This is a genomic window from Streptomyces sp. NRRL WC-3618 (assembly GCF_001280005.1).
In the GTDB taxonomy this organism is placed as follows: Bacteria; Actinomycetota; Actinomycetes; order Streptomycetales; family Streptomycetaceae; genus Streptomyces.
This window is the reverse complement of record NZ_LGDW01000201.1, coordinates 33,267-51,884: the sequence shown is the minus strand read 5'-3', so window position 1 is coordinate 51,884 and position 18,618 is coordinate 33,267. Positions and strand designations below refer to the sequence as shown.

The 18,618-nt window shown below is 71.5% G+C and carries 19 protein-coding genes; 13 read left to right on the top strand and 6 right to left on the bottom strand.

All coding sequences use genetic code 11. The annotated features are described in order from the left end of the window. Nucleotides 1-81 precede the first annotated feature (81 nt). From ADL01_RS19315 to ADL01_RS19305, 3 genes are all read left to right on the top strand, one after another. A complete protein-coding gene (locus ADL01_RS19315; RefSeq protein ID WP_053743287.1) occupies nt 82-1,593 on the top strand; it encodes an IucA/IucC family protein in 1,512 nt (503 codons plus the stop codon). A gap of 85 nt (nt 1,594-1,678) precedes the next feature. After that, nucleotides 1,679-2,722: a permease gene (locus ADL01_RS19310; RefSeq protein ID WP_053743262.1), complete on the top strand. Its 1,044-nt coding sequence runs from the start codon at nt 1,679-1,681 to the stop codon at nt 2,720-2,722. Further along, on the top strand, nt 2,719-3,468 hold the full coding sequence (locus ADL01_RS19305) for a TIGR03943 family putative permease subunit (RefSeq protein WP_053743261.1): 750 nt from the start codon (nt 2,719-2,721) through the stop codon (nt 3,466-3,468). The genes ADL01_RS19310 and ADL01_RS19305 overlap by 4 nt, the downstream gene beginning before the upstream one ends. A gap of 54 nt (nt 3,469-3,522) precedes the next feature. Here ADL01_RS19305 and ADL01_RS19300 read toward each other — a convergent pair whose 3' ends face one another. Next, complete coding sequence (locus ADL01_RS19300) at nt 3,523-3,789, bottom strand: LuxR C-terminal-related transcriptional regulator (RefSeq protein ID WP_053743260.1); 267 nt, start codon at nt 3,787-3,789, stop codon at nt 3,523-3,525. Nucleotides 3,790-3,970: 181 nt separating this feature from the next. Between ADL01_RS19300 and ADL01_RS19295 the strand changes: the two genes are divergently transcribed. Both ADL01_RS19295 and ADL01_RS19290 read left to right on the top strand, forming a co-directional pair. Further along, the gene (locus tag ADL01_RS19295; protein WP_053743259.1) at nt 3,971-4,885 is read left to right on the top strand and encodes a HipA family kinase; all 915 of its coding nucleotides are present in this window, start codon (nt 3,971-3,973) and stop codon (nt 4,883-4,885) included. Beyond that, nucleotides 4,882-5,187, top strand: coding sequence for a SelT/SelW/SelH family protein (locus tag ADL01_RS19290; protein ID WP_053743258.1), 306 nt, complete (start codon nt 4,882-4,884; stop codon nt 5,185-5,187). The genes ADL01_RS19295 and ADL01_RS19290 overlap by 4 nt, the downstream gene beginning before the upstream one ends. 18 nt (nt 5,188-5,205) lie before the next feature. Here ADL01_RS19290 and aceB read toward each other — a convergent pair whose 3' ends face one another. Further along, the gene (gene aceB / locus ADL01_RS19285) at nt 5,206-6,837 is read right to left on the bottom strand and encodes a malate synthase A (RefSeq protein WP_053743257.1); all 1,632 of its coding nucleotides are present in this window, start codon (nt 6,835-6,837) and stop codon (nt 5,206-5,208) included. A gap of 151 nt (nt 6,838-6,988) precedes the next feature. Then, complete coding sequence (locus ADL01_RS19280; RefSeq protein WP_053743256.1) at nt 6,989-7,588, bottom strand: nucleotidyltransferase family protein; 600 nt, start codon at nt 7,586-7,588, stop codon at nt 6,989-6,991. Between the two features lie 180 nt (nt 7,589-7,768). Between ADL01_RS19280 and ADL01_RS19275 the strand changes: the two genes are divergently transcribed. After that, nucleotides 7,769-8,083: a DUF5955 family protein gene (locus ADL01_RS19275; RefSeq protein WP_053743255.1), complete on the top strand. Its 315-nt coding sequence runs from the start codon at nt 7,769-7,771 to the stop codon at nt 8,081-8,083. Nucleotides 8,084-8,124: 41 nt separating this feature from the next. Here ADL01_RS19275 and ADL01_RS19270 read toward each other — a convergent pair whose 3' ends face one another. After that, a complete protein-coding gene (locus tag ADL01_RS19270; protein WP_053743254.1) occupies nt 8,125-8,931 on the bottom strand; it encodes an IclR family transcriptional regulator in 807 nt (268 codons plus the stop codon). Nucleotides 8,932-9,261: 330 nt separating this feature from the next. On the opposite strand from ADL01_RS19270, the gene allB reads away from it, so the two are divergent. The 4 genes from allB (at nt 9,262) to ADL01_RS19250 (ending at nt 13,098) form a co-directional block, all read left to right on the top strand. Beyond that, complete coding sequence (gene allB, locus ADL01_RS19265) at nt 9,262-10,602, top strand: allantoinase AllB (RefSeq protein WP_053743253.1); 1,341 nt, start codon at nt 9,262-9,264, stop codon at nt 10,600-10,602. 73 nt (nt 10,603-10,675) lie between these two features. Next, entirely contained in the window at nt 10,676-11,791 is a 1,116-nt protein-coding gene (alc, locus tag ADL01_RS19260) for an allantoicase (protein WP_053743252.1), read from the top strand. Nucleotides 11,792-11,895: 104 nt separating this feature from the next. Beyond that, on the top strand, nt 11,896-12,522 hold the full coding sequence (locus ADL01_RS19255; RefSeq protein WP_053743251.1) for a dihydrofolate reductase family protein: 627 nt from the start codon (nt 11,896-11,898) through the stop codon (nt 12,520-12,522). A 180-nt stretch (nt 12,523-12,702) separates the two neighbouring features. Then, nucleotides 12,703-13,098, top strand: a complete 396-nt coding sequence (locus tag ADL01_RS19250) for a ribonuclease domain-containing protein (protein ID WP_053743250.1) — start codon at nt 12,703-12,705, stop codon at nt 13,096-13,098. Nucleotides 13,099-13,160: 62 nt separating this feature from the next. Here the strand turns inward: ADL01_RS19250 and ADL01_RS19245 are convergent, their stop codons facing one another. Then, entirely contained in the window at nt 13,161-13,361 is a 201-nt protein-coding gene (locus tag ADL01_RS19245; RefSeq protein ID WP_053743249.1) for a hypothetical protein, read from the bottom strand. A 178-nt stretch (nt 13,362-13,539) separates the two neighbouring features. Between ADL01_RS19245 and ADL01_RS19240 the strand changes: the two genes are divergently transcribed. Next, on the top strand, nt 13,540-14,862 hold the full coding sequence (locus tag ADL01_RS19240; RefSeq protein WP_053743248.1) for a histidine kinase: 1,323 nt from the start codon (nt 13,540-13,542) through the stop codon (nt 14,860-14,862). 29 nt (nt 14,863-14,891) lie between these two features. Here ADL01_RS19240 and ADL01_RS19235 read toward each other — a convergent pair whose 3' ends face one another. Beyond that, nucleotides 14,892-15,926, bottom strand: coding sequence for an aldo/keto reductase (locus tag ADL01_RS19235; RefSeq protein ID WP_053743247.1), 1,035 nt, complete (start codon nt 15,924-15,926; stop codon nt 14,892-14,894). A gap of 97 nt (nt 15,927-16,023) precedes the next feature. Between ADL01_RS19235 and ADL01_RS19230 the strand changes: the two genes are divergently transcribed. Both ADL01_RS19230 and ADL01_RS19225 read left to right on the top strand, forming a co-directional pair. Continuing rightward, nucleotides 16,024-16,734: a response regulator gene (locus ADL01_RS19230; RefSeq protein WP_199834871.1), complete on the top strand. Its 711-nt coding sequence runs from the start codon at nt 16,024-16,026 to the stop codon at nt 16,732-16,734. A 280-nt stretch (nt 16,735-17,014) separates the two neighbouring features. Continuing rightward, nucleotides 17,015-18,610: a sigma-70 family RNA polymerase sigma factor gene (locus ADL01_RS19225; protein ID WP_053743246.1), complete on the top strand. Its 1,596-nt coding sequence runs from the start codon at nt 17,015-17,017 to the stop codon at nt 18,608-18,610. Nucleotides 18,611-18,618 lie beyond the last annotated feature (8 nt).

Here is an 18,618-nt window from a genome sequence, read left to right as displayed (position 1 = left end):
CATACTGATCGACAGCGCACCGCGGGCAACCGCGACAGTAGGGAAGCACCGTAAGAAACGAGGGAACGCGTGGACCCCACCATGCCCCCCACCGCGCCCCCGGCGAGGCCCGCGCACGACGGCACCGGAGCGCGCGCCGACGCGTACGCGAGCGCCCCCCTGCTCAACTGCCTGCTCCGGGAAGTGGCGCGGCCGGTGACCGGGCCGGGCGAGCCGCGGGTGTACCGGCTGCCGAGCGGGGAGCGTCTGCTGCGTGTGCGCGGGGGACGGCGGCCCGCGGCGCCCGAGGTGAACACGGGTGGCGCCTGGCACCGGGTCGCCCACGCCGAACTCGTCAAGCTTGTCGCCGAGGAACTCCAGGCGCACACCGGTCTGTCCAACCCCGAGCTGCCCGCCGAGATGGCCGACAGCCGGGACGCGGTCGCCGCGCTGCTCACCGCCCGCGACGCCGTCACCCCGCCCGGCGACCCGTACCGGCGCTCCGAGCAGTCCCTTCTCACCGGGCACCCCTACCACCCGGCGCCCAAGGCGCGCGGCGGCGGCCCTGTCGCGGGCTGGCTGCCGTACGCGCCCGAGGCGTACGCCGCCTTCCCGCTGGTCCTGCTCGGCGTGCGGGAGGACGCGCTCGTCGAGGAGGGCGACGTGTCGGCCCTGGACGCCTTCGGCACGGCCCCGCCCGGCTACCGGCTGCTGCCCGCCCACCCCTGGCAGCTCGACCTCGTCGGCCCGAGCCTCGCGGAGGCCTTCGCCGACGGCCGACTGATCCGGCTGGGCACGACCGGGTTCGACACCTGGCCCACGGCGGCGATCCGCACGCTGTACGCGCCCGAGCACGACGTCTTCGTCAAGTTCAGCCTCGACGTCCGCATCACCAACGACGTCCGCCGGCTCTGGCGCCACGACCTGCTGAAACTGCGCCGTACGGACGGCGCGGTGGCCGCCGCCGCGGCCCGGACCTCCGGGGCCTGGCTGAGCGACCGCGGCTATCGCACCGTCGGCTTCGCCTTCGAGGAGCTGGCGGTACTCGTCCGGGACGGCCTGGGCGACCATCTCGTCCCCGGCGCCACCCCGTTGCTCGCCGCCGCCCTGGTGGAGGGGTTCGACGGCACCCCGCTCGACGGCCTGAGAGACCCCGCCGCCTGGTGGACGGCGTATCTGCGGGCGGTCGTGCCCCCGGCGCTCGAACTGTTCGCCCGGCACGGTGTCGTGATCGAGGCCCACCTCCAGAACTGCCTGATCGCCGTCGACGGCAACCGCACCCCCGTACAGGCGCTGTTCCGGGACGCGGAGGGCGTGAAGCTGCTGCCGGAGGTGAGCCGGGCGGCCGGGTGGGAGCGGCTGATGTACTGCCTGGTCGTCAACCATCTCCTCGAGATCGCCGAGGCACTGCGCGAGCGCCACCCGGACCTCGACCCGTGGCCCGCCGTACGTACCGAATTCGCACGCCAGAGCCACCGCCTGGACCTCCCCGAGGCCGCCGCCCTGCTCGCGGCGCCCACCCTCCCCGGCAAGACGAACCTGCTGCTCCGCTGGACGGGCGCGGACGGGGCCGACGCCCGCTATCTGCCCCTGCCGAATCCGCTGCGCGAATAGGTCGCCGGGCGCGAATGGCCTGTTTGGATCGCCTGGTCGTCGGCTCCCGCTATGTTGACGCGAACATCTCACAGGCGGGGCGGGCATGCGGACAACTGGAGAACGGGCCGATGAGGCTGTGGAGGTCGAAGAGGCCGAGGCCGACGCAGGGGTGGGGGACGACTCCGCTCCCGGTCGGCCCCGGCCCTGGCCGTTGCTGTTCCTGGGGGCGGCCATCGTTCCCGGCACGGTGCTCTATGTCGTGGGCCGGTGGATGGAGACGCCGGCGATGCAGGCGTGGCGGACCGTCTGTCTGGCCGTGACCGTGCAGGCGCTGCCCTTCCTGCTGCTGGGCACGGCTCTGTCCGGCGCCATCAACGCGTTCGTGCCGGCCCATGTGTTCAGCCGTGTGCTGCCCCGCCGGCCGGTGCTCGCCGTGCCGGTGGCCGGCCTGGCGGGGGTCGTGTTACCGGGGTGCGAGTGCGCGTCGGTGCCGGTGGCGAGCAGTCTGATCGGGCGGGGTGTCGCGCCCGCCGCCGCGTTCGCGTTCCTGCTGTCGGCGCCCGCGATCAACCCGGTGGTGCTGACCGCGACGGCGGTCGCCTTCCCGGGGCAGCCCGGCATGGTCGCCGCGCGCCTGCTGGCCTCACTGGCCACGGCGTCGGTGATGGGCTGGCTGTGGCTTTGGCTCGGGCGGGCGGAGTGGCTGCGGCCGGTCGTGCGGCACGCCGGGCACCAGCACGATGCCAGTCGGTGGCGGGAGTTCCGGGTCGGCTTCCAGCACGACTTCCTGCACGCGGGAGGTTTCCTGGTGGTGGGTGCGATGGCGGCGGCCACGTTCAATGTGGCGGTCCCGCGGTCCGTGCTGGACGTGTTCTCCGGTTCGCCCTGGCTGTCGGTGCTGTTCCTGGCCGCTCTGGCGATCGTCCTGGCGGTGTGTTCGGAGGCGGACGCGTTCGTGGCGGCCTCGCTGAGCGGGTTCTCGCCCACCGCGCGGCTGGCGTTCATGGTGGTCGGCCCGATGGTAGACGTGAAGCTGATCGCCCTCCAGGCGGGCACCTTCGGCCGCGCCTTCGCGGTCCGGTTCTCCGCCGCCACGGTGGTCGTGGCGGTCCTGTCCAGCGCGCTGATCGGAGGAGCACTGCTGTGAGACGCCCGCTTCAGATGGTTCTGCTCGTCCTCAGCGGCGTCGGGCTGCTGCACATCGCTCTCTTCACCGACCTGTATCTGCGCTACGTCAAGGAGGGGATGCGCCCGCTGCTCATCGCCTCCGGCGCGCTGCTGATCCTGCTCGGCGTGGCGGACGCGGTGTCGTCCCTGCGGCGGCGCGAGGCGGACGAGCACGCGGGCCACGGTGACGACGGCCACGGGCACCCCGACTCCGGCGCACCCCGTATCGCGTGGCTGCTGTTCCTCCCGGCGCTCAGTCTGCTGGTCTACGCTCCGCCCGCGCTCGGCGCGTACACCGCCTCCCGCGAACCGGCCAAGGCCGTCGCGCCGCAGGACGACTTCGACCCGCTGCCCGCGACCTCACCGATTCCGATCACGCTCTCCGACTTCACCAGTCGCGTCCAGCAGGACCGCTCCCGGGCCATCGAGGGCCGCCCGGTTCGGATGACCGGCTTCGTCACCTTCGCCGAGCAGAGCGACAGCTGGTTCCTGACCCGGATCATGATCTCCTGCTGCGCGGCGGACGCCCAGTCCGTGAAGGTACGGATCCACGGCACCCCGGCCCCGTCCGCCAACACCTGGGTGGCCGTCACGGGCACCTGGCACCCCGGCGGAACCCTCGGCACGAGCTCCGCCTCCGCCGCGCTCGACGCACGTTCCGTGCGGAAGGTCGCCAAGCCGGCGAACTCGTACACCGACGCTCTTCCCCTCACCCTCACGAGGTGAGCCTCCGCCGTCGCGGGGCGGCGGCCGTGAGGGTGTGGGACGGGTGGGCCGTGGTCAGCCTGCCCAGGTCGGGAAGGGTTCGGTGACGGCTGCGGAACGCGTGGAGTACTGCGGGCGAACCTGCGGTGGCCAGCAGTTGGGGACGAGGATGTCCAGGGCGTAGGCGCGGGCGACGAGAGCCGACCGGTTGGGTGCCTTGAGTTTCCGGAGCATGCTGCTGACGTGGTACTCGACGCCGTGGCTGCTGAGGCCCAGCCGGGAGGCGAGCTGCTGGGTGGAGAGCCCGGCGGCGAGCCCTTCGAGGACGTGCGAGCCCCGCACGGACCTGAGCGTCCTCGACACCCCGACGGCCGTCGTCCTGCGCGGCCGGAGGAGACGCCCGAGACTGTGACCCACGAGAGCCACCGAACAGCCCTTGGTTACTATGCTCCTCGTCCCACTGCGGCGCCTCCCTGGCAGTGTTCGTGGATGTCAAGGCTGAAGAGACGGGTGGCCTGGGAAAATGCTGAAAGAGGTCAACGCGACCCGCTATCTCACGCCCCTGCGTGAGGGCGGTTCGCTGCCGGGGCTCGTCGAGGCCGACGACCTCGGGACGTACGTCGTCAAGTTCACCGGGTCGGCGCAGGGCCGCAAGGCGCTGGTCGCCGAGATCGTCGTCGGGGAGCTGTCGCGCGCCCTCGGGCTGCGCTTCCCCGAGCTGGTCCTCGTCCACTTCGACCCGGCGACCGGCGCCCACGAGCCTCACCAGGAGGTCCAGGACCTGCTGCACGCCAGCGCCGGCCTCAACCTCGGCATGGACTACCTGCCGGGCGCCAAGGACTTCACCCCCGACACGGCGGCCGCGTTCGACGTCGATCCCCTGGAGGCGGGCCGGATCGTCTGGCTGGACGCCCTGACCGTCAACGTGGACCGTACGACGCACAGCTCCAACCTGATGGTCTGGCCCACGTTCGGCATCGCGCCCCCGCGCCTGTGGCTGATCGACCACGGCGCCGCCCTCGTCTTCCACCACAGGTGGGACCTGTCGGCGCCGGAGAAGGCGTACGACTTCCGCCGCCACGCCCTCGGCCGCTACGCCCCGGACACCCGCGCCGCCGACGCCGAACTGGCACCCCGCGTGACGGAGCGGCTGCTGCGCGAGGTCCTCGCCGAGGTGCCGGACGCCTGGCTGGAGCTCGAGGCGGGCTTCACGACCCCCGACGAGGTCCGGGACGCCTATGTGGCGTACCTCCACGCGCGCGTGCGGGCGTCCGCGTCCTGGCTGCCCACCGATTTCCCCGGCGGCGAGGAACTGGCCGCCGAGGACGCCCGACGCGCGGCGAAGACACAGCAAGGCCGGCCGAACTGGCTCAAGCGGGTACCCGACCTGCACGGCAAACCGGCGGCGGAACAGGATTGGTCGGTGCATCTCGGATGACGGACACACAGACGGTGGAGATCGAGACGGACGCCGAGCACCGGGTGGAGATCGAGTACTGCACCCAGTGCCGCTGGCTGCCCCGCGCCGCCTGGCTCGCGCAGGAGCTCCTGACGACCTTCGAGACCGAACTGACGGAACTGTCCCTGAAGCCCGGCACGGGCGGCGTCTTCGTCGTCCGCGTCAACGACGAGGTGGTCTGGGACCGGCGCGAGCAGGGCTTCCCCGAACCGACTGCGGTGAAGCGGCTCGTACGCGACCGAGTGGCCCCGGACAAGTCCCTGGGCCACTCGGAGAAGTGAACAACTCCGTCGCTGTGACTATCCGTTGAGCTGCTCGTACGCCGGCAGGGTCAGGAAGTCCGCGTAGTCGTCGTCGAGGGCGACCGTGAGGAGCAGGTCGTGGGCCTGCTGCCAGTGACCGGCCGCGAAGGCCTCCTCGCCGATCTCGGCGCGAATGCTCGCGAGTTCCTCGGCGGCGACCTTACGGGCCAGCTCGGGCGTGGCCTTCACCGTGCTGCCGGCGTGCTCGAACTCGACGCCCGCGTTGATCCACTGCCAGATCTGGGAGCGGGAGATCTCGGCGGTGGCCGCGTCCTCCATGAGGTTGAAGATGGCGACCGCACCGAGCCCGCGCAGCCACGCCTCGATGTAACGGATGCCCACCTGCACGGCGTTGACGAGTCCGTCGTACGTCGGACTGGCCTTCAGGGAGTCGACGGCGATCAGGTCGGCGGCCTCGACGTGGACGTCCTCGCGCAGGCGGTCCTTCTGGTTCGGCTTGTCGCCGAGGACCGCGTCGAAGGAGGCCATGGCGATCGGGACGAGGTCGGGGTGGGCGACCCAGGAGCCGTCGAAACCGTCGCCGGCCTCGCGGTCCTTGTCGGCCTTGACCTTCTCGAAGGCGACCTTGTTGACCTCTTCGTCGCGCCGGGACGGGATGAACGCCGCCATGCCGCCGATCGCGTGGGCGCCGCGCTTGTGGCAGGTGCGCACGAGGAGTTCGGTGTAGGCGCGCATGAACGGGGCTGTCATCGTCACGGCGTTGCGGTCGGGCAGGACGAACTTGGGCCCGCCGTCACGGAAGTTCTTGACGATGGAGAAGAGGTAGTCCCAACGGCCCGCGTTCAACCCCGAGGCATGGTCGCGAAGTTCGTAGAGGATCTCCTCCATCTCGTACGCGGCCGTGATCGTCTCGATGAGGACGGTCGCGCGGACGGTGCCCTGCGGGATGCCGACGTGGTCCTGCGCGAAGACGAACACGTCGTTCCACAGGCGGGCTTCGAGGTGCGACTCGGTCTTGGGGAGGTAGAAGTACGGGCCCTTGCCGAGGTCCAGCAGCCGCTGCGCGTTGTGGAAGAAGTACAGGCCGAAGTCGACGAGGGCGCCGGGCACCTGCTCCCCGTCGAGCTGGAGGTGGCGTTCGTTCAGGTGCCAGCCGCGCGGACGCATGACAACGGTCGCGAGGTCGGCATCGGGCTTGAGGGCATACGACTTGCCGCTCACCGGGTCGGTGAAGTCGATCTTCCGGGTGTAGGCGTCGGCCAGGTTGACCTGACCGAGGACCACGTTCTCCCAGGTGGGCGCGGAGGCGTCCTCGAAGTCCGCGAGCCAGATCTTCGCGCCCGAGTTGAGGGCGTTGATCGTCATCTTGCGGTCGGTCGGGCCGGTGATCTCCACGCGCCGGTCGTTCAGGGCGGCGGGGGCCTCGGCGACGCGCCAGGAGTCGTCGGCGCGGATCGCGGCCGTCTCGGGGAGGAAGTCGAGGGTCGAGGTGCGGGCGATCTCGGCGCGACGCTCCGCACGGCGCGCGAGGAGCTCGTCACGCCGGGGCGTGAACCGCCGGTGCAGCTCGGCCACGAAGGCGAGCGCCGCGTCGGTGAGCACCTCCTCCTGCCGGGGCAGGGGCTCGGCGTCGACGATGGCCAGCGGGGAGGGCGCTGGTGCGGACATGAGCGGTCACTTCCTTCAGCGGGCTGCTGTGGGTTGCTTGCGACGACAGTTTCTGATGTTTCTGATTAGTGGATTCTAGTTTCCTCATCGTGGAAGTTCAATAATTTGTTGATTGTCGAGATTCTTCGGGGAGAGAAGGGGCGGGAAGCCGTCATCCCAGGCGGTCCAGGTCGGACGGCGTGTCGATGTCGTACGGCTGTGCCACGTCACCGCACTCGACGAGGGTGATCGTGTCGCCGTGCGCCCTGAGGTAGTCGCGGGCACCCCGGTCACCGACCGCGCCCGCCGCGACGCCCGCCCAGTGGGCGGCACCGAACAGCACCGGATGCCCGCGCGTTCCGTCGTACGAGGCCGCCGCGAGGGACCCCTCGGACGTGTACGCGGCGAGGACGCGGGCCATGGCCTCCGGCCCGACCCCCGGCTGGTCGACCAGTGAGACGAGGGCCGCGTGGGCTCCCGTGTCGCGCAGGGACGCCAGCCCGGCCCGCAGCGAGGACCCCATGCCCGTCGCCCACTCCGGGTTGTCCACCAGCACGCACCCGGGCAGTGCGGCCCGCTTGCGCACCTCGTCGGCCCGGGCCCCGAGGACGACATGGACCGGGGCGCAGCCCGCCGCGCGCAGGGCGGCGACCGCGCGTTCGACGAGAAGGTGGCCGCGGTGTTCGAGCAGGGCCTTGGGTCGCCCGCCGAGCCGTCGCCCCCCGCCCGCCGCGAGCAACAGCCCTGCCACCTGGTCCGGTTTCTCCGTCATGCCTCCTGCATACCTGACCCGGAGTCGGACCGGCGGCGTTCGCGGGCTGAATTTCGGTCCGTGGTGTGGCGTCGGTCGCGTGGGTGGCGTTTACTGTCCCGCGTCCCCGGCGCTGGGTCGGCGCAAGGGGGGGTGCGGCGGGCGTGAGGGGCGCACGTGGGGGGCCAGTGGGGGAGTGCTGTGTTGCGGAGCTTGGGGCAGAGGTCGGTGACCGGCAGCGACGAAGATCCGAGAGTGGCGCGGTTGCGGACGGCGGTGTCCCGGCTGCGCCGTGAACTCGCCGCGCATCCGGCCGAGTTCCCCGACCGGGGCATCGCCGAGGACGAACTGGCCAGTCTGGCCGCGATGGTGATCACCGGCAGCCCCGAAGTCCCGCGCCTGCGCCGCTCGTTACTCCTGATCGCCGGCGCGATCGGCTCCGTCAGCGCGCTCGCCCGGGGTCTGTCGGAGGTCCGCGCGGCAGTGGAACTGTTCGGCCGTCCGCCGCGACGCTGAGGACGGCCGAGGACCAGTGGCCGAGTGTCGGTCGCGGAGTGTCAGTGGGCCGGGTTGCCCGAGCTGGCCAGCGCCACCGACAGTTCGGCCGCGACCTGCTTCAGCACGGGCACGATCTTGTCCGTCGCCTCCTCGGTGACCCGGCCCGCCGGGCCCGAGATCGAGATCGCGGCGGCGGTGGGGGAGTCGGGGACGGAGACCGCGAGACAGCGGACGCCGATCTCCTGCTCGTTGTCGTCGACCGCGTAACCGAGACGGCGTACGTCCGCCAGGGCGGCCAAAAAGCCGTCCGGGGTCGTGAGCGTCTTCTCCGTCGCGGCCGGCATTCCGGTACGAGCGAGCAGTGAACGCACCTCGTCCGGCGGGAGGTTGGCGAGGAGCGCCTTGCCGACGCCGGTGGAGTGCGGCAGGACGCGCCGGCCCACCTCCGTGAACATGCGCATCGAGTGCTTGGACGGAACCTGCGCCACGTACACGATCTCGTCGCCGTCCAGGAGCGCCATGTTGGCCGTCTCGCCGGTCTCCTCGACCAGCCGGGCCAGATAGGGGCGGGCCCAGGTGCCGAGCAGCCGGGACGCGGACTCACCGAGGCGGATCAGGCGCGGGCCCAGCGCGTACCGGCGGTTGGGCTGCTGTCGTACATAACCGCAGGACACGAGCGTGCGCATGAGCCGGTGGATGGTCGGCAGGGGCAGTCCGCTGCTCACGGACAGTTCACTGAGGCCGACTTCACCGCCCGCGTCCGCCATGCGCTCCAGCAGATCGAAGGCACGCTCCAGGGACTGGACACCACCGCTCGCGGCGGCGGATTTGGCGGCGTCGGTGGAGCTGGCGCTGGGCGTCGGCACGGCGCGTTCCTTTCACGGCTGACAGGCGATGGTGCAGCCTACCGGGCGGTTGCTTGACGGAGTGCTGGTGCGTGGCTACGTTCTGTTTTTCTGGAAATCTCATTCCGTCCTGTGGAAACATTCAGGTTGTTGCCGTGGTGGCCCCGCCGGGCTGGCGGCGGGCCGGGCGGGTGGGCAGGGTGAGTCTTGACGGTACGGCGCGGCCGGTGAAGACTCCGTCAACAGAAAGTTGAATTCCGTTACGTGGAAGTTAACGCGGGATTCCGCGGGATCGGGATACTGCGGGATTCGGCGACATTCCGACATTCACGGTGACAGAGAGGGGTCCGGGTGTCCGGCATCGAACTGGTGTTGCGCTCGACGCGCGTCATCACGCCCGAGGGGACGCGTGCGGCCACCGTCGCGGTCGCCGACGGCCGGATCGCGGCCGTACTGCCGTACGAGGCCGACGTACCGCCCGGCGCTCGGCTGGAGGACTTCGGCGACGACGTCCTGCTGCCCGGACTGGTCGACACCCATGTGCACGTCAACGACCCCGGACGCACGGAGTGGGAGGGCTTCTGGACCGCCACGCGCGCCGCGGCGGCCGGCGGCATCACGACCCTCGTCGACATGCCCCTCAACTCCCTGCCGCCGACGACCACGGTCGACCACCTCCGTACGAAGCGGGACGTGGCAGAGGCCAAGGCGCACATCGACGTCGGCTTCTGGGGCGGCGCGCTGCCCGACAACGTCAAGGACCTGCGCCCCCTGCACGACGCCGGGGTCTTCGGCTTCAAGGCCTTCCTGTCGCCGTCCGGCGTGGACGAGTTCCCGCACCTCGACCAGGAGCGACTGGCGCTGTCGATGGCCGAGATCGCCGGCTTCGACGGCCTGCTCATCGTGCACGCCGAGGACCCCCACCACCTCGACACGGCCCCGCAGCGGGGCGGTCCTGAGTACGCCCACTTCCTCGCCTCGCGCCCGCGCGGCGCGGAGGACCGGGCGATCGCCAACGTGATCGAGCAGGCGAAGCGCCTGCACGCGCGCGTGCACGTCCTGCACCTGTCGTCGAGCGACGCACTGCCGCTGATCGCCGCGGCGAAGGCGGAGGGGGTGCGGATCACCGTGGAGACGTGCCCCCACTATCTGACCCTCACCGCCGAGGAAGTCCCGGACGGCGCCAGCGAGTTCAAGTGCTGCCCGCCCATCCGGGAGGCAGCCAACCAGGACCTCCTGTGGCAGGCGCTGGCCGACGGCACGATCGACTGTGTGGTCACCGACCACTCGCCGTCCACCGCCGACCTGAAGACCGCCGACTTCGCGACCGCGTGGGGAGGCATCTCGGGGCTCCAGCTGAGCCTCGCGGCGGTGTGGACCGAGGCGCGGGGCAGGGGCCACTCCCTGGAGGACGTCGTGCGCTGGATGTCCACCCGTACGGCCGCCCTGGTGGGCCTCGACGCACGCAAGGGCACCATCGAGGCGGGCCGGGACGCCGACTTCGCCGTACTCGCGCCGGACGAGACGTTCACCGTGGACCCGGCCGCCCTGCAGCACCGCAACCGCGTGACAGCGTACGCGGGCAAAACCCTCAGCGGCGTCGTCAAGTCGACCTGGCTGCGCGGCGAACGCATCGTGGCGCAGGGCGAGTTCACCGAACCGAAGGGCCGCCTCCTCACCCGTACCCCATGACTGCCCCCATGGCTCCCCTCCCACGGCACCCGCACCGGCCGACTCCGAAGTCCGAAAGGCAGAACTGATCACCGTGACCGCGATTCCGAGCTTCACCGGCGACGCGAAACCCTACGGAGGCGGCGACCCGTACGCGGACCACCGCACCGCGGACTTCCCCTTCACCCAGTACGCCAACCTCGCCGACCGCCGCCTCGGCGCCGGCGTGATCGCCGCCAACGACGAGTTCTTCGCCGACCGCGAGAACATGCTCGTGCCGGAGCCCGCCGAGTTCGTCCCCGAGAACTTCGGCCACAAGGGCAAGATCATGGACGGCTGGGAGACGCGGCGCCGGCGCGGCGCGTCGGCCGAGCACCCCTGGCCGACCGAGGAGGACCACGACTGGGCGCTGGTACGGCTCGGCGCGCCGGGCGTCGTACGCGGCATCGTGGTCGACACGGCCCACTTCCGCGGCAACTACCCACAGGCGGTGTCGGTGGAGGGCGTGTCGGTGCCCGGCACCCCGTCCCCCGAGGAACTGCTGTCGGACGACGTGAAGTGGACGACGCTCGTCCCGCGCACGAAGGTGGGCGGGCACGCGGCCAACGGCTTCGAGGTGTCGCTCGAACAGCGCTTCACGCACCTGCGGGTCAACCAGCACCCGGACGGCGGCATCGCGCGCCTGCGGGTGTACGGCGAGGTCGCCCCCGACCCTGCCTGGCTCGCGGTGCTGGGCACCTTCGACGTGGTCGCCCTGGAGAACGGCGGCCGGGCCGAGGACGCGTCCGACCGCTTCTACTCACCGGCGTCGAACACCATCCAGCCGGGGCGCTCCCGCAAGATGGACGACGGCTGGGAGACGCGCCGCCGCCGCGACCGGGGCAACGACTGGATCCGCTACCGGCTGGTGGCCCGCTCGGAGATCCGGGCCGTCGAGATCGACACGGCGTATCTGAAGGGGAACAGCGCGGGCTGGGCCACGGTGTCGCTGCGGGACGGCGAGAACGGCGCGTGGGCGGAGATCCTCCCGCGCACCCGTCTCCAGCCCGACACCAACCACCGCTTCGTCCTGCCGGCCCCGGCGACGGGCACGCACGCGCGCGTGGACATCTATCCGGACGGCGGCATCTCACGGCTGCGCCTGTTCGGCTCCCTGACGGAGGAGGGGGCGGCCGAACTGCGGGCCCGGCATCAGGAGCTCGGGGGCTGAGACGGCCGCCGCCGGTACCACCGGCGGCGTACGCGATGAGTTGCGGGTGCCGGAGGGGTCTGAGGTGATGAGAGCTGACCCCTCCCAGAGAGCAGGCACCCGCCATGGGCACCCTCACCCTCACGTCCTTCGTCACCCTCGACGGCGTCTACCAGGCCCCCGGAGGCCCCAAGGAGGACCCACGAGGCGGCTTCGAGCACGGCGGCTGGAGCGTCCCGTACGGGGACGAGGACTTCGGCCGGTTCGTGGTCGAGGTCTTCGAACGCGTCGACGCGTTCCTCCTGGGCCGCCGTACGTACAACATCTTCGCCTCCTACTGGCCCAAGGTCACCGATCCCGCCGACCCGATCGCGTCCAAGCTGAACACCCTGCCGAAGTACGTCGTCTCCGCCGGCCTCCAGGAGCCCGAGTGGGCCAACACGACCGTGCTGAGCGGCGACCTCGGCAAGGAGGTGGCCGCACTCAAGGAGCGCACCGACCGTGAGGTCCAGGTGCACGGCAGTGGCCTCCTCGCCCAGTCCCTCCTGGCCCTGGACCTCGTGGACAAGGTCCACCTGCTGACCTTCCCGGTCGTCCTCGGCACCGGCCGCCGCCTCTTCGCGGAGGGCGTCGTCCCGACCGCCTTCCGGCACGCCGGGGGCCGTACGACGGCGGCGGGCGTCTCCATCCAGACGTACGAGTTCGCGGGCCGCCCGGAGTACGGCACGTACGAGCTTCCGCAGAACGCTTGACGGGGCGGCCGCGCGGCGGAATGTGACGGCGATACGTGACGGCTCGTCACGTGTGCGCGTGCGGGGAGAGGTGGAGAGCTCGGGCCGCAGGTTAACACCGTGAAAACTCGGCGGACGGGACGGCAAACTCTGCAGAGTTGACGTTGACATGCCACTATCTACGCGCGTCATCATGGGGGCATGAGATTCCCCCCACGGATCACCCGCATCGGCGCCTCGGCCGCCGTCCTGTCCGCCCTCCTGGTCGGCGGCACCGTCACCGCCGGCCCGGCCGGTGCCGCCACCTCGTCGGTCGGCAGCATCTGCTACGGCGACCTGCCGTCGCAGGCCCACACCACGCTCGACCTGATCGCGCGGGGCGGGCCCTTCCCGTACTCGCAGGACGGCGTCGTCTTCCAGAACCGGGAGCGTGTCCTGCCCGCGCAGTCCTCCGGCTACTACCACGAGTACACGGTCAAGACCCCTGGCTCCTCCACGCGCGGCGCGCGCCGCATCATCACGGGTGAGGAGTCCCAGGAGGACTACTACACCTCCGACCACTACGCGACGTTCGACCTGGTCAACTACGGCTGCTGACACCGCCGCCGACTGAAGAGCACGACAGGCCGGAAGCCCGGGCGAGCCGAACCCCACTTCGGTCACCCGGACTTCCGGCTCTCGGCGGCGGCGAACAGCGCCAGCGCCAGCACGAGCAGCGCCACGCTCGCGTAGGTCTCGTAGCCGTCGAGAAATCCGATCCTGTGTACGAAGCCCCAGTCCAGGTCGGTGAATTCGCTCAGCAGGCCCGCGACGCCCTGCACCAGGGCGACAAAACCGAGGACTTCCAGTAGCTGCTTCATGCGGGGATCCTCGCCCCCCGGACCCCTCGCCTCCATCGGCCGCAGGGTGATGCCCGCCCTCCCGAAGTCGCCGATCCCTTCCGGCACGGGCGCCTAAAGTCTGCGCCGGTGCGACTTTGGTCGACGATCATGATGCGGCACGTCCGGCGCCGCCCATCCCCGCGTAGATTTGTCGACCGTGAGTGGTGACAGGTCGACGACGTCCGTTCCCGACGCCCCGACGGCATTCCCCGGGCGGCGATGGCTCTTCCCGTCGGCAGTGCTCGACGCACTCGGACCGCAACCCGGAACCGACCCCGGATCCGACACCGGTCGTGGCCCCGGGCAACAGCGCGCCGGACGCTTCGGCAGGTCCGCACAGCCCCGGCGCACCGCGCGCGACTGGGTCGTCGACTTCACCTGCTTCCTGCTGGCCGTTCTCGTCGGCGTGCTGGGCGCCAACGCCCTGGCCGGCGACCCGCACACACCCCACGCGATCGCCGTCGCCGACCAGTGCCTCGGCGCCCTCTCCTGCGCCGCCGTCTGGCTCCGCCGCCGCTGGCCGCTGGGCCTCGCCGTCGCGATGCTCGCGGTGAGCCTCGTGTCGAGCACAGCGGGCGGCGCGGGCCTGGTCGCCCTCTTCTCCCTCGCCGTGCACCGGCCCTTCCGGTACGTCGGCCTCGTCGGCGGGGCCTCCGCCGCGGTGATCCCGTGCTACTTCTGGCTGCGACCGGACCCAGACCTGCCGTACTTCGCCGCGGTGGCCCTCAGCGTCCTGCTGTCCGCGACCGCGGTCGGCTGGGGCATGTTCGTGCGGGCCAAGCGGCAGCTGACACTGAGTCTGCGGGACCGGCTGCGGCGGGCCGAGACGGAGGCGGCGCTGCGGGCCGAGCAGGCCCAGAGGCTCGCCCGCGAGGCCATCGCGCGCGAGATGCACGACGTGCTCGCCCATCGCCTCACCCTGCTGAGCGTCCACGCCGGCGGCCTGGAGTTTCGGCCCGACGCACCCCGCGAGGAGGTCGCGCGGGCGGCCGGGGTCATCCGCGAGAGCGCCCACGAGGCCCTCCAGGACCTGCGGGAGATCATCGGCGTCCTGCGGACCGGCGACGCGGAGGAGGCGGGGCGCCCGCAGCCGACGCTCGCCGCGCTCGACCCGCTCGTGACCGAGTCCCGCGCGGCCGGCATGAAGATCGTGCTGGAAAGCCGCGTGACGGCACCGGCCGCCGTCCCCGCCTCCGTCGGCCGCACCGCCTACCGGATCGTCCAGGAGAGCCTCACCAACGCCCGCAAGCACGCCCCGGGCGCGGAGGTCACGGTCCGTCTCGCGGGAGCCCCGGGCGACGGCCTGACCGTCTCCGTACGCAATCCCGCACCTCCCGGAGAGGTCCCGCACGTCCCCGGCTCCGGACAGGGCCTCATCGGCCTGACCGAACGCGCGACCCTGGCGGGCGGCCGGCTGGAGCACGGCGTGGCGGGGGACAAGGGGTTCGCCGTACGGGCCTGGCTGCCATGGGGTTCCTGACGGGCCGGTCGGCACAGAAGAGGGCGCTGTCAGCCGCGCCCCGTACGCGGGACCACCCGTTGTCCCGCCTCCCCGTACACCCAGGCCGAGGTCTCCTCGATGAACTCGGTCGGGAAGCCCGGCCGGAAACCGGTCGTCTCGTCCAGCCTCGCCACCAGGTCGGCGGGCAGCGCCAGTTCGGCCGCGCCCAGGTTGTCGGTGAGCTGCTCGACCCGGCGCGCGCCCACGATGGGGTGCACGGCGGGGGAGTGCGCCATGGTCCACGCGATGGCCACCTGCGCCGGGGACACGCCGAGTTCGTCCGCCGCCGACTGCACCGCCCGCGCGACCGTGTGCTCGCGCTCGCCGATCGCGTCCGCGGACAGCCGTACCGACTCGTCGGGGGCGATGCCACGCGCGCGCGTGTACTTGCCGGACAGAATGCCGTTGTGCAGCGGACTCCAGGCCGCCACCGACATCCCGAACGCCTCCGCCATGGGCAGCAGTTCACGCTCGATGTCCCGGTTCAGCAGGCTGTACGGCACCTGCAGCGCGGCGAACTGTGACCAACCCCGCCACTCCGCGAGGGTGTTGGCCCGGGACACCACCCAGGCCGGCGCGTCCGCGATACCGACGTACAGCACCTTCCCCGAGCGCACGGCGTCGTCAAGGGCGCGCATGGTCTCCTCGACGGGCGTGGCACGGTCCCAGATGTGCACCCAGTACACGTCGACGTAGTCCGTGCCGAGCCTGCGCAGGCTCGTCTCCAGGGACAGCGCGAGGTTCTTGCGGTGGTTGCCGGCGGCGTTGGGGTCGGAGCCGTCGCGCGAGATCGTGTACTTCGTGGACAGTACGAGCCGGTCGCGCCGCCCTCTGAGGAGTTCGCCGAGGATCCGCTCGCTCGCACCACCGCGGTAGTTGATCGCGGTGTCGACGACGTTCCCGCCCGCGTCCTCGTACGCGTCGAGAAGGCGCGCGCACTCCTCCCGGGGTGCCCCCACCCCGCCCTGTTCACCGAAGGTCATGGCCCCGAGGAAGAGCTCGGAGACACGTAGGCCGGTCCGGCCCAGCAGTCGGTAACGCACGAAAGGCCCCTCACTTCACGGGAGTTCAGGTCCGCAATCTAGCGGTGCGGCGCCCAGGACGGCTCCGGGTGCCGCACAACCGTGATTACGTGGGGCCATGACCGTGATCAGACTGCTCCTTGTCGACGACGACCCCCTGGTACGGGCGGGCCTGTCCTTCATGATGGGCGGCGCCGACGACATCGAGATCGTCGGCGAGGCCGCCGACGGCAGCGAGGTCGAGGCGCTCGTCGGCCGCACCGGCCCGGACGTCGTGCTCATGGACATCCGGATGCCGACGATGGACGGCCTCGCCGCCACCGAACGCCTGCGGGCCCTCAAGAACGCCCCGCAGGTCGTCGTCCTCACCACCTTCCACGCCGACGACCAGGTACTGCGCGCCCTGCGCGCGGGCGCCGCCGGCTTCGTCCTCAAGGACACCCCGCCCGCCGAGATCCTGGCGGCGGTACGCCGCGTCGCGGCCGGGGACCCCGTCCTCTCACCTGCGGTGACCCGCCAGTTGATGGCCCACGCGGCGGGCGGCACGGCCGGCACCCGGCGGGCCGGCGCCCGGGAGCGGATCGGCGCGCTGAACGACCGGGAACGCGAGGTCGCGGTCGCCGTCGGCCAGGGCCTCTCGAACGCCGAGATCGCCGCCGCCCTGTTCATGAGCGTCGCGACCGTCAAGACGCACGTCTCCCGCGTCCTGGCCAAACTCGACCTCAACAACCGCGTGCAGATCGCCCTGTTGGCATACGACGCCGGACTCCTGGAAGAACTGGAAGAACGGGAAGAGGACGGACAGGCGGACAGTAGGGCCGGACTGTAGGGCCGGCGCCAGGAGCACGGCACATCCTTTCCAGGCGTTCGCTGTGTCGAATGCTGTTCCGAGAGCCATGGCGCGTCGCCTCCGTCAGTCCTCGGACGGGGTCGTCCGCAGCGGTCGTCCGCTCAGGAGACGCACCGGCGCGGCGCGCACAACGGAAACCACGGCACGGACCGAGGTGTGGGGCGGTCCTGGGAAGCGACCCAGGCAAGTCCTCCGGGTTCGCTCCTGAGAGACTGTCGCCCTCGACACGTCGGCAACGGGACGGGGCAGGTGGGGCGGGGTGCGCCCGCAGAACACGCAGGAACGACCGGACGTCGCCGTCGTCATGGCGGCGCGGGCCGGGGACCGGCAGGCCTCGGACCAGCTGATACGGGGCTGTCTGCCGTTGGTCTACAACATCGTCGGGCGGGCGCTGGACGGGCACAGCGACGTCGACGACGTGGTCCAGGACACGATGATGCGGGTCCTGGACGGGTTGCCCGGACTGGAGCGACCGGATCGGTTCCGGTCCTGGCTCGTCGCCATCACCGTGCGACAGATCCGTGACCGGTGGCGGAGCGGGCGCGCCCGCCTCCCCGCGGAACCCCTGGACGAGAACGCCCACGACACGGACTCCCAGGCCGACTTCTCCGACCTGGCGATTCTCCGGCTCGCGCTGTCGGGCCAGCGGCGTGAAGCGGTGGAGGCGACCCGTTGGCTGGAGGACGAGGAACGCGAGGTACTCGCGCTGTGGTGGATGGAGAGCGCCGGTGAACTGAACCGCGGCGAGCTCTCGGCGGCCTGCGGCCTCACACCGCAGCACGCCGCGGTCCGCGTCCAGCGGGTCAAGGAACGGCTGGAGACGGCGCGCACCGTCGTACGAGCGGTGACGGCCTCGCCGCGCTGTCCAGACCTGTCCGCCGTGCTCGCGTCGTGGGACGGGCGGCCGTCCGGGCTGTGGCGCAAGCGGCTGGCCCGCCATGTCCGAGACTGTCCGCAGTGCCTGTTGCGCTCGTCCGACCTGGTACCGGCGGAGGGGCTGCTGGCCGGCCTCGCGCTGGTGCCGGTGCCGGTCGGCCTGACCGGCCTGGTACTGGCCAGGACGCTGGGGGCGGGCTCGGCCGGGGCGACCGTCGGCCCGGGCACACGGACGACGAGCGCTGCGAGCCGTACGGCGCGGACGATCGGCAGGCTGGCCGCCAAACCCGCGATGACGGCAGCCGCAGGGGCCGTCACGCTCGCGGCCGCCGGAGTGGTCTGGTACACCGCCACGGGATCGCACGAGCCGGCCCCGCGACCCGCCGCCGCGGCCCCGCTGTCGCCCGCCACCTCGTCCGTGCCGCCGTCCTCGGGAACGTCCGCGGCACCGAAACCGACATCTACCCCGTCCCCGACCCCGACATCGGTATCCACTCCGACATCGACGCCGACAGCAGCCCCGGCGGCGACGGCTGCGGCGCGGGTTTTGGGGCGGCATGCCCTTCGGTCGGTCGACAACCCCGGCGACTACGTGAGCCAGTCCGGCGGGCTCGGCATCCTGGGCCCGGTCGGCGCCACCAGCTCCGCGGCCACCCGGCGGGCGGCCACCTTCACCGTCGTTCCCGGCCTGGCCGACCCCCGCTGCTACTCATTCAGGGACGCCACGGGCAGGTATCTGCGGCACTACGCCTTCCGTATCCGGCTGGACACCGGCGACGGATCCGTCCTCTTCCACAAGGACGCGACCTTCTGCCCCCGTTCCGGTGCCACGGCCGGTTCGGTCTCCCTGGAGTCGTACAACTACCCGGGCCGCTACCTCCGCCACCGGGACAACCTTCAGCTGTGGCTCGACCGTGTCGAGAACACCGCCGCGTACCGGGCCGACCGCTCCTTCGTCGTCGTGGCGCCCTGGACCTGACAGGGCGT